We start from the raw sequence: 13175 nt of genomic DNA, 5'->3' as shown, positions 1-13175 counted from the left end.
CAACCCGCTGCCCGGGCGGCCGCGTCGTGCCGCATATGACACACGACTTTGTCGCCGACGTTCTCGCCCTGCGTCCCCTGCTCACCGCGGAGGCCTCCGCCGAGGCGCACGGCTCCGGCACCGAACCCGGCGACCTGGAGCAGGCGGTCTGGCTCCGCCTCCTGGAGCTCCTCGACGCCCAGGGCCCGCCGCCCGACCCCGAGCGCTGGCTGCGCTCCGCCGTGCGCTCCGAGGTCCGCCGCACCCGCCGCACCCATCGCCTCGAACGGCCGTACGGCGCCGAACCCGCGGACGAGACCGGCCGCGACCCCGAACAACTGGCCCTCCGCTCCGCCCGCCACCGGGCCCTGCGCGACGCCGTCCGCCGGCTGCCCGGCCGCTGCCCCGGCCTGGTGGAGGCGCTGCTCTCGCCGAGGGACCTGACATACCGGGAGATCGCGGGGGAGTTGGGTATCTCACAGGGCAGTCTTGGCCCGGAACGTTCCAGATGCCTGGGTTGTCTGCGGCGATTGCTGACGCCGGAGGTTGCGGCTTCCGGAGCACGGGGATAGGAGTGAGGGACAACAGGCGATCAGGTGAGCGGGAGGCGTGCGCACATGGGCATGAGCGTGACCATCTCTGCGGCGACCGAGCAGGACGCGGAGCAGATCTACAAGCTGCAGTACCTGTGCTTCCAGAGCGAGGCGGCGCTGTACGGCAACTACCGCATCGACCCGCTCGTCCAGACGCTGGACTCGGTGCGTGAGGAGGTCGCCCGGGACTGCGTCTTCGTGGCCCGTCTCGGCGACGAGGTGGTCGGTTCGGTCCGCGGCTCGGTCACCGAGGACGGCGCCGCCGCCATCGGCAAGCTCTGCGTCCACCCCCGCCTCCAGGGCCACGGCATCGGTGCCCGTCTCCTCCGGGCGGCCGAATCCGCCCTCGCCGAGGAGCGCGGCGCCAAGCGCTTCCGCCTGCACACCGGCCACCGCAGCGAAACCAGCCTCCGCCTCTACCGCAAGGTCGGCTACACCGCGGTCGGCACCTCCGAGGGCACGGACGGCGTACCGATGATCGTCCTGGAGAAGGTGGCGGGCGACTACGCGGCTACGGCGTGACGCCGCGCGCCCTGCGCAGCCAGTAGATCGCCGACAGCGGCAGCAGTACGGGGATGAACAGGTACCCCATGCCGTAGTCGGACCAGACCGTCGCGTCGGGGAACGCCGAGGGATCCACCAGGGTCCAGGTACCGACGATCAGCACGCCCGCGAGTTCGGCGGCGCAGCACACCAGCGCCGCCTTCCGGGCCATCTCCCCGCCCCTGACCAGGGTGTACGTGATGAAGCCGTACACCAGCCCCGCCACCGCCGACAGCGAGTAGGCGAGCGGGGCCCGGTCGAACTCCGTGCCGATCTGCACCGCCGACCGCGACACCGCGCCGACCACCATCACGCCGTACAGCCAGACGAGCAGCATGCCGGGCCCGCTGATGAGCCGGGTGCGCTTCCCCTCCGCGACCGTCATGTCAGCCTCCCCAGATGTCGTAGAGCCGCACCTGGAGCACCGCGAGCACCACGCCGCCGGCCGCGACCGTGATCGACCCCCACTTGGTCCGCTCGGCCAGCGACAGGAACCCCGCGGCCGGCACGCACGCGAACGAGCCCAGCAGATACGCGACGAAGATCGTCGTCCCCTGCTCGGGGTCCTCGCCGCGCGCCAGCAGCACGATCCCGACCACCAGCTGGACCAGCGCCAGCAGGGTCACCACGGCCATGCCGATGAAGTGCCAGTCCTTCGTCGGCTGGTCGCGGTACGCGGCGAAGCCGCACCACGCGGCGAGCAGCAGGGCGAAGACGCCGGTCACGAGCGTCAGGGCAGCAAGCATGCAGCGACCCTATTACGGGCCAAAAGGCCTGGTGCGGCCGACCCCGGCGGGCACCGTAGGGTCGAGGGCATGCTCATCCACGCCGAAGCCCTGCTGTTCGACAACGACGGCACCCTCGTCTCCTCGCTCGCCTCGGTCGACCGCTGCTGGACGCGGTGGGCGGGGGAGTACGGAATCACCGCCGAGGAGTTCGCCCGTATCGAACTGCACGGCCGGCCGGCCGCCGAGATAGCCGCCGACCTGCTGCCCGCAGGCATCGTGCCGCAGGCCGTGGCCCGGATCGAGACGCTGGAGGTGGAGGACGTGCCCAACGGGGGAGTCGAGCTGCTGCCCGGCACCCGGGCCTTCCTCGACTCGCTCCCCGCCGACCTCTGGGCGGTCGTCACCTCCGCCACCCGCCGGCTCGCCGAGGCCCGCCTGGACGCCGTCGGCATCCTGCCCAAGACCCTGATCGCCGCGGACGACATCACCCGCGGCAAGCCCGACCCCGAGCCCTATCTGCTCGCCGCCCGCCGGCTGGGCGTCGACCCGGCCCGCTGCGTCGTCTTCGAGGACGCGCCCGCCGGTCTCCAGGCCGGCCGCGCCGCCGGCATGACCACCGTGGCCTTGGCCACAACCCACCAGGCCCACGAACTCGACGCCGACCTGGTGGTCACCGACCTCTCGGCCCTGTCCGCGCTGGTCACCGCCCGGGGCGTGGAGATCTCCGTCCGGAGCTGACGCCTGTCCACCGCTGTCCGGATGCCGGACAGCGGTTCTCGCTCACCGCTCCCCGTCTGCTTTACTGATCGCATGACCACGACGAGCTGCCGCATCCTTGCGACCGAGGCGACCATGACGCCCGGTGCTCGTTGTATGTGTCGAATGTGCGCCTTCTAGAGGGCCCCCGCACCACTTCCGAGCCTCGCGCCCCGAAGCGAGCCGCCACGGCCTGTCCGTACGCCTCCAGCCGTACGTGACCCAGCTGCCCCGCGCACCTTTTCCCTCCCGTACCAGGGCACACCCACGCCCGCGTACTCGACAGTGACGGAAACCCCAGTGATCACCACATCGGGCCTGACCAAGGTCTACCGCACCCGAGGTCGAGAGGTCACCGCCCTCGACGGCGTCGACCTGCACGTCCGCGAAGGCGAGGTGTACGGCGTCATCGGCCAGTCCGGCGCCGGGAAGTCCTCGCTCATCCGCTGCGTCAACCTCCTGGAGCGCCCCACCGCCGGCACGGTCACCGTCGCCGGCCAGGACCTCACCGCGCTCGCCGGGCGCGGCCCGCGCGCCGGCCGGGAACTGCGGCAGGCGCGCAGCCGCATCGGCATGGTCTTCCAGCACTTCAACCTGCTGTCCTCGCGGACCGTGCGGGACAACGTCGAACTGCCGCTGGAGATTCTCGGCACGTCCGGCAAGGAGCGCACCCGCAAGGCGCTCGAACTGCTCGACCTGGTCGGCCTCGCCGACAAGGCGGGGGCCTACCCTGCCCAGCTCTCCGGCGGTCAGAAGCAGCGCGTCGGCATCGCCCGGGCGCTCGCCGGCGACCCCAAGGTGCTGCTCTCCGACGAGGCCACCAGCGCCCTCGACCCGGAGACCACCCGCTCCATCCTCCAGCTGCTGCGCGACCTGAACCGCCGGCTGGGGCTCACCGTCCTGCTCATCACCCATGAGATGGACGTCGTGAAGTCGGTCTGCGACTCCGCCGCGCTCATGGAGAACGGCCGCATCGTCGAGTCCGGCACCGTCAGCGAACTGCTCGCCACCCCCGGTTCCGAGCTGGCCTCCGCGCTGTTCCCGGTGACCGGCGACGCCGCCGGCGCCGACCGCACCGTCGTCGACGTCACCTTCCACGGTGAGGCCGCCACCCAGCCCGTCATCTCCCAGCTGGCGCGCACCTACAACATCGACATATCGATCCTCGGCGCCGCCATCGACACCGTCGGCGGCCTCCAGGTCGGCCGGATGCGCATCGAGCTGCCCGGCCGGTACGAGGACAACGTCGTGCCGATCGGCTTCCTGCGCGAGCAGGGTCTGCAGATCGACGTACTGGGCCAGGAGCCCGTTCTGCTGAAGGAAGGTGCCAAGTGACCTGGTCCGAGATGCAGCCGCTGCTGGAGCAGGCGTGCTGGGACACCCTCTACATGGTCGGCTGGTCCACGCTCATCGCCGTCGTCGGCGGCCTTCCGCTCGGCGTCCTGCTCGTCCTCACCGACCGCGGCGGACTGCTCCAGAACGTCGTCGCCAACAAGGTCATCGGGCAGGTCGTGAACGTCGCCCGCTCGATGCCGTTCATCATCCTGATGGTCGCGCTGATGGGCTTCACCCGCTCCATCACCGGCACCACCATCGGCCGTGAGGCCGCCATCGTGCCGCTCGCCATCGGCGCCATCCCCTTCTTCGCGCGCCTGGTCGAGACGGCGGTCCGCGAAGTGGACGGCGGGCTCGTCGAGGCCGTGCAGTCGATGGGCGGCAACACCTGGACGATCGTGCGCAAGGTCCTCGTACCGGAGTCCCTGCCCTCGCTGATCGCCTCCACCACGACCACGATCGTCGCCCTCATCGGCTACTCCGCGATGGCCGGCACGGTCGGCGCGGGCGGCCTCGGCGACATCGCCATCCGCTACGGCTACCAGCGCTTCGAGACCGAACTGATGTGGATCACCGTGGCCATCCTCGCCGTGGTCATCTCCCTCATCCAGTTCGCCGGCGACTACGCGGCCCGCTCGCTGCACCGCCGCAGCGGCACCTCGGGCCCCGCCCCCAGGCTTCGGCTGCTGAAGGCCGCGACGGCCACCAGCAAGACCGTCTGAAACCCCCCGTACAACCCATCACGGGGTCGCACCACCCTCAGGAAAGGCACTTTTCGTGCGTAACACCGCCAAGATCACCACCGCCGCCCTCGCCGCCGGAGCCCTCACCTTCGGGCTCACCGCCTGCGGCTCCTCCGACAGCGACTCCTCCTCCGGCACCAGCGGACCGCTGGTCGTCGCCGCGAGCCCCGTCCCGCACGCCGAGATCCTCACCTACGTGAAGGACAGCCTGGCGAAGGACGCGGGCCTGGACCTGGAGGTCAGGGAGTTCACCGACTACGTCACGCCGAACACGGCGACGGAGGACGGCTCGGTCGACGCCAACTACTTCCAGAACCAGCCGTACCTCGACGACTTCAACAAGAAGAACGGCACCCACATCGTGCCCGTCGTCACGGTCCACCTGGAGCCGCTCGGCCTCTACTCCAGCAAGGTCAAGAGCGCCGACGACCTCAAGAGCGGTGCCACCGTCGCCGTCCCGAACGACAGCGTCAACGAGGCCCGCGCCCTCAAGCTGCTCGACGCCAACGGGATCATCACCCTCAAGGACGGCGTGGGCAACGAGGCGACCCCGGCCGACATCGCCAAGAACCCCAAGAACCTCAAGTTCAAGGAGCTGGAGGCGGCCCAGACCCCGCGCTCCCTCAACGACGTCGACGCCGCCGTCATCAACGGCAACTACGCCATCGAGGCCGACCTCAAGCCCGCCGAGGACGCCCTCGTCCTGGAGTCCGCCGACGACAACCCGTACGGCAACTTCCTCGCCGTGAAGGAGGGCGGCGAGGACGACCCGCGCGTGAAGAAGCTCGCCAAGCTCCTGACCTCCCCCGAGGTCAAGAAGTTCATCGAGGACAAGTACGCCGGTTCCGTCATCGCCTCCTTCTGACCCGCGGCCGTCCGGCGACGCGCCGCGGCACGGGGTTCCGCCCTCACCGAACAGGGCGGACCCCGTGGTGCGGTCCGGTGCTTTCATGCTGCATGCTGGGCAGTTCAGCAGGCCGACGCATTCGACGGTTACGGAGCGGCGCATGACGAGCACCTTCCCCAACATCTCCATCAGCACGGAGCGGTTGGTGCTGCGTCCCCTGGACGAGGACGACGTGCCCGCCCTGACCGAGATGATGAACGACGAGCAGGTCGCCGCCTGGACGGACGTCCCGCGGCCCTTCACCCGGGCCGGCGCGCACACCTGGATCACCGAGTACGCCCCCGCCCAGCGCACCGGGGGCCACGGTCTCGACCTCGCCGTCACCGAGTTCCTCACCCAGCGCCTGGTCGGCCTCGTCCAACTCGGCAGGACCGACTGGCACATCCGCTCCACCGAGCTGTCATACATCATCGCCCCCTGGGCCCGCGGCGAGGGCTACGCCTCCGAGGCCGCCCTCGCCACCGCCCAATGGCTCTTCGGCGACCAGAAGTTCGAGCGCATCGAGCTGCGCACGGCCGCCGGCAACACCGCCTCCCAGCAGGTCGCCCAGAAGATCGGCTGCATCAGCGAGGGCGTCCTGCGCAACGCCTGCATAGCGCACGTCCGCGGCGACGACGGCACCTGGAGCGACCTGCGCACCGACTTCATCGTCTGGAGCCTGCTGCCGGAGGACCTGGAGGGCGCCGCGGAGCAGCCGGCCGACTCCGGCGGTTTCACGTCCTACTCCGACTGGAACTGACCCCGGCCGGACGGGATACCCTCAGGCTGCCCCGTCCACCTGCGCAAAACCCCTGGAGACTGACGACGATGGCCGACCGGGTCACGGTGATCGGATGGGACGGCTCGCCGCTGACCGCCGCGGCACGCTCCGCCCTCGGAGCCGCCACGCTGGTGGCCGGTGCCGCGCACCACCTGGCGCTGCCCGAGGTGCCCGCCACCGCCGAGCGCATCCGCCTCGGCAGCGTCGCCCTCGCCGCCCGCCGGATCGCCGGCCATCGCGGCACGGCGGTCGTCCTCGCGGACGGCGACCCCGGCTTCTTCGGAGTCGTACGCACCCTGCGCGCGCCCGAGTTCGGCCTGGAGGTCGAGGTCGTGCCCGGCGTCTCCTCGGTCGCCGCCGCCTTCGCCCGCGCCGGTATGCCCTGGGACGACGCCCACGTGGTCGTCGCACACCCGCGCACCCTGCGACGCGCGGTGAACGTGTGCCGGGCCCACCCCAAGGTCGCCGTTCTCACCTCGCCCGGCGCGGGACCCGCCGAACTCGGCCTCCTGCTCGAGGGCGTCCACCGCACCTTCGTCATCTGCGAGGAACTCGGCACCGCACGCGAACAGGTCACCGTCGTCACCTCCGACAAGGCCGCCGACCACACCTGGCGCGACCCCAACGTCGTCATCGTCATCGGCGGCCCGGCCGGGACCGCGGAGGACGGCGGCTGGATCGCGGGCCGCGACCCGTTCGCCACCCCGCGCGGCTGGACCCTGCCCGCCGAGACCTACGGCGGCCTCATGGGCGAGGGCGAGCTGGAACCGCTGCGCGCCGCCCAACTCGCCCGGCTCGGACCGCGCATGGGGGACCTGGTGTGGGACATCGGCTGCGGCAGCGGCGCGTTCGCCACCGAGGCCGCCCGGGCCGGGGCCGCCGTCATCGCCGTCGACCACGACCCACGGGCCTGCGACCGCACCGACGCCAACGCCCGCGCCCTCGGCGTCCAGCTCCAGGTGGTCCAGGGCACCGCGCCGCACATCCTGGAGAACCTGCCCGAACCGGACGTCGTACGCGTCGGCGGCGGGGGAGCGGCGGTCGTCTCCGCCGTCGCCGACCGCCGTCCGCAGCGCATCGTCACGCACGCCGCCACCCGCGACGAGGCAGAGATCGTCGGCCGGGACCTGACCGAGCACGGCTACCGGGTGGAGTGCGCCCTGCTCCAGTCCGTCGAACTCGACACCCGGGCCTGGACGGAGCGGGAGCGGAGTGTCGCGTTCCTGCTCAGCGGCCTGCTGCCGGACAGAACGGGCTGACCCCGATCCCGTCCCCGTGATCCTGTTGTCGTACCGCGCGCGGTAGGCTGGCCGATCGTTGCACCGCACTCGGACACCTGACGCTTCGTAGGTCAATGTCCCGAAAACACGCCCGGTTTGGGGTGGGTGTGGTACGGCACAACCGGAGGACGCGCAACGTGGCGCAGTCCACAGCGGGATCGTCGCGGATGAAGCTGTCGTGACGGGGGAACGGCCGCGACAATGCCAGTTAATGGCTTTGTCGTCTTTGTGGACGGGTCGTTCGTGCCGCTGGGCGCGCACGCTCGTTCTTCACTACGGGGCGGTCGGTGCGCCGCTCCGGGTGAGCTGGTCGTGGAAGCACTAACCGATGGGCGAGGGGTACGCATGACCGACACCGGCCAGGTCCCGGGCGAGGGACTGCCGGAGAACGCAGGCATGGTGGAGCAGCCGGGCGTCCCCGCGCCCGGTGCGTACACCTACCTCTCCGAGACCACCGCCGAGGACGACGACCTGTTGCTGCTGCCCGGCGCCCAGGGCGCCTGGGGCAACGAGGTCGCTCCGCCCGCGCCGGAGCCGGTCGTGGAGGCCCTGCACGAACCCGGTGCGCACGAGATGTCCGGCCGCGACAGCGGCTCGGTCGACCTCAGTGCGGTCCGGGTGCCGGGTCCGGCGCCGGTGCCTCCGACCACCCCGCGGCGCCCGCTGCACCTCGGCCCGCCGACCCCGGACGCCTCCGCCAGCCCGGTCCGTTCCCTCGCCGACCGCGGCGCGGTGGGCGCCCCGCCGGTACGGCAGCCGGGGCCGTCCATGGCGGGCTCTTCCATGGCAGGCCCGTCGATGGCGGGCCCGGAGTACCTCGACATCCCGGGCCCCCAGCCGGCGACGCCCTGGGGCACCCCGATGCCCGCCCCCGCCGGCGCGCCGGTGAGCCCCGAGGTCTCGGCTGCGGAAACGGTTGTTCCGACGCCCGCCCCGGCTCCCGACCCGGCCCAGGCGGCCATGTCCCGCGTTGCCCCGGAGGCGGTGCCCGCGCCGGAGGAGGCCCAGCAGATGCCGGCGGCTCCGGTCGCGGAGGCGTTCTCCGTGCCCGTGGCGGAGGGCGACTCGGTCGGCGGTTTCGAGGGTGTCCAGGCCGGGGAGCCGGTCGCGGAAGCGGTGCCGGGGGCGGAGGCTGAGGTCGCGCCTGCGGATGGGCAGTCCGTCGAGGCTGTGCAGGCGCCGGGTGACGAGGTGGCGGCGCCGGAGGTCGCGGCTCCCGAAGCCGGGCTCCCGGAGCAGCTTCCGGTAGAGGCGGTTGCTCAGGAGGCTCCGGCGACTGTCGAGTCGGCCGTACCGGACGCGCCGGAGGCTGCCGAGGTCCCCGAGCCGGTCGTTCAGGACGCGCCGCAGACTCCCGAGGCCCCGGAGTCCGTCGTTCAGGACGCGCCGCAGGCTGCCGAGGTCCCGGAGTCCGTCGCTGCGGACGCGCCGCAGGTCACCGAGCTGCCGGAGTCGGTCGTACCGGACACGCCGGAGGCTGCCGAGTCGGTCGTATCGAGCGCGCCGCCGGCCCCCGAGGTCCCGGAGTCCGTCGTACCGGAGGCCCCGCAGGCCACTGAGCTGCCCGAGTCGGTCGTGCCGGGCACCCCGCACGCCCCCCAGGCCCCGGAATCCGTCGTACCGGACGCCCCGCAGACCGCCGAGGCCCCCGAGTACGTCGTACCGGACGCCCCGCAAGCCCCCGCGCCCCTCACCCCCGAGCCGGTCGCGGCCGTGGCCGAGGCACCGCCCGCGCCGGAGGCCCCGCAGGCGGAACCCGTACCCGCGCCGGAGACCCCCGAGGCCCCCGCCGCCTTCGTGGACGCCCCCGCTGAGCCGTCGGCTGAGCCCACCGCGCCGGTTGCAGTAGAGGCTCCCCCCGTAGCAGAGGCCCCGGCAGGCATCTCCGAGCCCACCCCGCACGCCGAGCCCACCCCGCACGCCGAGCCTGCCCCGCACGCCGAGCCTGCCGCAGTCGAAGCGCACCCCGACCCCACCCCCGCCGAAGCACACCCCGTCCCCCCGCTCGCCGAGGCGCCGCAGGCACCCGCCCCGCAGCCCTACGTCGCCGACCCGGCCGGGCCACAGCTGCGGATGCCGGAGGGCGCCGTGCCGAGGGAGCCCGGGCCGGAGCAGCCGCTCGGGCAGTTCGTGCCGGTGGACGGCCAGGTGCCGACCACCCCGCACCTCGCGCCGACCCCGCCGCAGCCGATCGTCCTCCCCGTCGAGGAGGCCCCCGAGGTCCTCGCACCGCGCGCGGGCGACCCCGAACTCGTACAGCACGCGGAGGACCTGGACACCCGGGCCGCCGAGCAGGAAGAGAGCACGGCCCCCGTGGCAGAAGCACGACAGTCCACCGGCCCGGCCGCGCCCGCCTACGACGACGCCGAGCGCGAGGCCGTACTGAAGGTCATGCGCGAGCGCCGGGACATCCGCAACGGCTTCCGCAGCGACCCCATCCCGCACGAGGTGCTGCTCCGCGTGCTGGAGGCCGCCCACACGGCCCCGTCCGTCGGCCACTCGCAGCCCTGGGACTTCGTCGTCATCCGCTCCGCCGAGACCCGGCGGTCGATGCACGAACTGGCGATGCGCCAGCGCGACGCGTACGCCAAGTCGCTGCCCAAGGGCCGGGCCAAGCAGTTCAAGGAACTGAAGATCGAGGCCATCCTCGACACCCCGGTGAACATCGTGGTCACCGCCGACCCGACCCGCGGCGGCCGGCACACCCTGGGCCGCCATACCCAGCCGCAGATGGCCCCGTACTCCTCCGCGCTCGCCGTCGAGAACCTCTGGCTCGCCGCCCGCGCCGAGGGCCTCGGCGTCGGCTGGGTCAGCTTCTTCGACGAGCGCGAGATGGTCCGCGCCCTCGGCCTGCCCGACCACCTGGAGGTCGTCGCCTACCTGTGCGTCGGGTACGTCGACGAGTTCCCGGACGAGCCCGAGCTGATGCAGGCCGGCTGGTCCAAGCGCCGCCCGCTGTCCTGGGTGGTCCACGAGGAGACGTACGGCCGTCGCGCCCTGCCCGGCGAGGACCCGCACGACCTGCTCGCCGAGACGGTCGCGCAGATCCGCCCGCTGGACGCCAAGGCGCTCGGCGAGGCGTGGGAGCGGCAGAAGCGGATGACCAAGCCGGCCGGCGCGCTCGGCATGCTGGAGATCATCTCCGCCCAGCTGTCCGGGCTGTCCCGCCAGTGCCCGCCGCCGATCCCGGAGCCGGCGGCCGTCGCGATCTTCGCCGGCGACCACGGGGTGCACGCCCAAGGCGTGACCCCCTGGCCGCAGGAGGTGACGGCCCAGATGGTCGCCAACTTCCTCGGCGGCGGCGCGGTCTGCAACGCCTTCGCCGGCCAGGTCGGCGCGGAGGTGTGCGTGGTGGACGTGGGCGTGGCGGCGGACCTGCCCGCCACCCCCGGCCTCCTGCCCCGCAAGGTCCGCGCGGGCACCTCCGACATGACCACCGGCACCGCGATGACCCGCGAGGAGGCCAAGCAGGCCATCGAGGTCGGCATCGAGACGGCCCGCGACCTGGTGGCGGCCGGCAACAAGGCGCTGCTGACGGGTGAGATGGGCATCGCCAACACCACTTCCTCGGCGGCCCTGATCTCGGTCTTCACCGGCGCCGACCCGGCCGAGGTGACCGGCCGCGGCACCGGCATCAACGACGAGACCCTCGCCCGCAAGACCGAGGTGGTCCGCCGGGCCCTCGAACTCCACCGGCCGGACCCGGCCGACCCCATCGGCGTCCTCGCCGCGATCGGCGGCTTCGAGCACGCGGCGATGGTGGGCCTGCTGCTGGGCGGCGCGTCCCTGCGGACGCCGGTGATCCTGGACGGCGTCAGCGCGGGCGCCGCGGCCCTGGTCGCCCGTGCCATCGCCCCCGAGGTCCTGGCCGCGTGCATCGCGGGCCACCGCAGCGCGGAACCGGGCCATGTGGCGGCGCTGAACAAGCTGGGCCTGCGCCCGCTGGTCGACCTCGACCTCCGCCTCGGCGAAGGCACGGGCGCGCTCCTGGCGCTGCCCCTGGTGCAGAGCACGGCGAGAGCGATGCACGAGGTGGCGACGTTCGACTCGGCGGGCGTCACCGAGAAGTAGCCGGCCGGCGCACGGGGTGGGCGGTCGGCGCACGGCGTGGGCAGTCGTTCCGCACGGCGGAGCGACTGCCCACAGCCCCGACTGCCCGCATCCCGGCTTGCCCACAGCCCCGACCGCCCGCACCCCGCTCGCCCGCACCCGGCGACGCTGCTCAGTCATCGGACACCTGAGCCGTCCCCCGCACCCGCCCCGTAAAATCCGCACGTCAGGGCATCGCACCACTGCCGCAAAAGGGAGCCAGACCCTCATGGCCGAAAACCCCGCCTACCCCGTAGGCCTCCGCCTCACCGGCCGCCGGGTCGTCGTCCTCGGCGGTGGCCAGGTCGCCCAGCGCCGCCTCCCGGCACTCATCGCGGCGGGCGCGGACCTCCACCTCGTCTCCCCGGAGGTGACCCCCTCCGTCGAGGCCATGGCGGAGGCGGGCGAGCTGACCTGGCACCAGCGGCCCTACGCGGACGGCGACCTCGCGGACGCCTGGTACGCCCTCATCGCGACCAGCGATCCCGAGGCCAACCAGGCGGCCTCCGCCGAAGCGGAGCGGCACCGCGTCTGGTGCGTCCGCTCCGACGACGCCGACCGGGCCACGGCCTGGACCCCGGCCACGGGCACCAGTGAGGGCGTCACCATCGCCGTCCTCACCACCGAGGCCCGCGGGCGCGACCCCCGGCACACCGCCGCCATCCGGGACGCGGTCGTCGAGGGCCTGCGCGACGGCACCCTCGTCGCCCCCCACCACCGCACCCGCACCCCTGGCGTCGCCCTGGTCGGCGGCGGCCCCGGCGACCCGGACCTGATCACCGTCCGCGGCCGCCGGCTGCTCGCCGAGGCCGACGTGGTCATCACCGACCACCTGGGCCCGCGCGACCTCCTCGCCGAACTGCCGTCCAGCGTCGAGGTCATCGACGCGGCGAAGCTGCCCTACGGCCGGTTCATGGCCCAGGAGGCCATCAACAACGCCCTGATCGAGCACGCCAAGCAGGGCAAGTCGGTGGTCCGCCTCAAGGGCGGCGACCCCTACGTCTACGGCCGCGGCATGGAGGAGCTCCAGGCGCTGGCCGAGGCCGGCATCCCGTGCACGGTCGTGCCCGGCATCTCCAGCTCGATCTCGGTCCCGGGCGCCGCGGGCATCCCGGTCACCCACCGGGGCGTGGCGCACGAGTTCACGGTGGTCAGCGGCCACATCGCCCCCGACGACGAGCGCTCCCTGGTCGACTGGCCGTCCCTCGCCAAGCTGACCGGCACGCTGGTGATCCTGATGGGCGTCGGCACCATCGGGAAGGTCGCCGAGACGCTCATCGCGCACGGCAAGTCCCCGGACACGCCCGTCGCCCTGGTCCAGGAAGGCACCACGGCCGCCCAGCGCCGCGTCGACGCGACCCTCGCGACGGCCGCCGAAGCGGTCATCGCGCAGGAGGTCCGGCCGCCGGCCGTCATCGTCATCGGCGAGGTCGTGAAGGTCGGCCCGGCGACCTTGCCGTAA

Annotated in this window: 12 protein-coding genes; 10 read left to right on the top strand and 2 right to left on the bottom strand. The window is 72.8% G+C overall.

Annotation, left to right across the window (positions count from 1 at the left end; genetic code table 11):
• Positions 1-35 precede the first annotated feature (35 nt).
• Positions 36-551 carry a sigma-70 family RNA polymerase sigma factor gene (locus tag ACWD1Z_RS17770; protein ID WP_451119601.1) on the top strand — a complete coding sequence of 172 codons (516 nt, stop codon included), beginning with the start codon at positions 36-38 and terminating at the stop codon, positions 549-551.
• Positions 552-596: 45 nt separating this feature from the next.
• Complete coding sequence (locus tag ACWD1Z_RS17765; protein ID WP_451119599.1) at positions 597-1094, top strand: GNAT family N-acetyltransferase; 498 nt, start codon at positions 597-599, stop codon at positions 1092-1094.
• Here ACWD1Z_RS17765 and ACWD1Z_RS17760 read toward each other — a convergent pair.
• Both ACWD1Z_RS17760 and ACWD1Z_RS17755 read right to left on the bottom strand, forming a co-directional pair.
• Positions 1084-1500 (bottom strand): hypothetical protein, encoded by a 417-nt coding sequence (locus tag ACWD1Z_RS17760; RefSeq protein ID WP_451119597.1) that lies wholly within the window; start codon positions 1498-1500, stop codon positions 1084-1086. The two genes, ACWD1Z_RS17765 and ACWD1Z_RS17760, sit on opposite strands and share 11 nt — an antisense overlap.
• A gap of 1 nt (position 1501) precedes the next feature.
• Positions 1502-1861, bottom strand: a complete 360-nt coding sequence (locus ACWD1Z_RS17755; RefSeq protein ID WP_389419293.1) for a hypothetical protein — start codon at positions 1859-1861, stop codon at positions 1502-1504.
• 69 nt (positions 1862-1930) lie between these two features.
• Between ACWD1Z_RS17755 and ACWD1Z_RS17750 the strand changes: the two genes are divergently transcribed.
• The 8 genes from ACWD1Z_RS17750 (at position 1931) to cobA (ending at position 13175) form a co-directional block, all read left to right on the top strand.
• Positions 1931-2581, top strand: coding sequence for an HAD family hydrolase (locus ACWD1Z_RS17750; protein WP_451119595.1), 651 nt, complete (start codon positions 1931-1933; stop codon positions 2579-2581).
• A gap of 318 nt (positions 2582-2899) precedes the next feature.
• A complete protein-coding gene (locus ACWD1Z_RS17745) occupies positions 2900-3934 on the top strand; it encodes a methionine ABC transporter ATP-binding protein (protein WP_451119593.1) in 1035 nt (344 codons plus the stop codon).
• A complete protein-coding gene (locus ACWD1Z_RS17740) occupies positions 3931-4656 on the top strand; it encodes a methionine ABC transporter permease (protein WP_250078125.1) in 726 nt (241 codons plus the stop codon). The genes ACWD1Z_RS17745 and ACWD1Z_RS17740 overlap by 4 nt, the downstream gene beginning before the upstream one ends.
• 55 nt (positions 4657-4711) lie before the next feature.
• The gene (locus ACWD1Z_RS17735) at positions 4712-5542 is read left to right on the top strand and encodes a MetQ/NlpA family ABC transporter substrate-binding protein (protein ID WP_451119591.1); all 831 of its coding nucleotides are present in this window, start codon (positions 4712-4714) and stop codon (positions 5540-5542) included.
• Positions 5543-5684: 142 nt separating this feature from the next.
• On the top strand, positions 5685-6323 hold the full coding sequence (locus ACWD1Z_RS17730) for a GNAT family N-acetyltransferase (RefSeq protein ID WP_389419289.1): 639 nt from the start codon (positions 5685-5687) through the stop codon (positions 6321-6323).
• 68 nt (positions 6324-6391) lie between these two features.
• Positions 6392-7603, top strand: coding sequence for a precorrin-6y C5,15-methyltransferase (decarboxylating) subunit CbiE (gene cbiE / locus ACWD1Z_RS17725; protein ID WP_451119589.1), 1212 nt, complete (start codon positions 6392-6394; stop codon positions 7601-7603).
• Positions 7604-7969: 366 nt separating this feature from the next.
• On the top strand, positions 7970-11695 hold the full coding sequence (cobT, locus tag ACWD1Z_RS17720) for a nicotinate-nucleotide--dimethylbenzimidazole phosphoribosyltransferase (RefSeq protein WP_451119587.1): 3726 nt from the start codon (positions 7970-7972) through the stop codon (positions 11693-11695).
• A 247-nt stretch (positions 11696-11942) separates the two neighbouring features.
• Positions 11943-13175 (top strand): uroporphyrinogen-III C-methyltransferase, encoded by a 1233-nt coding sequence (cobA, locus tag ACWD1Z_RS17715; protein ID WP_451119585.1) that lies wholly within the window; start codon positions 11943-11945, stop codon positions 13173-13175.

The sequence above is a fragment of the Streptomyces sp. NPDC002784 genome, from assembly GCF_053592135.1.
This window is presented reverse-complemented; position numbering and strand designations above follow the sequence as displayed.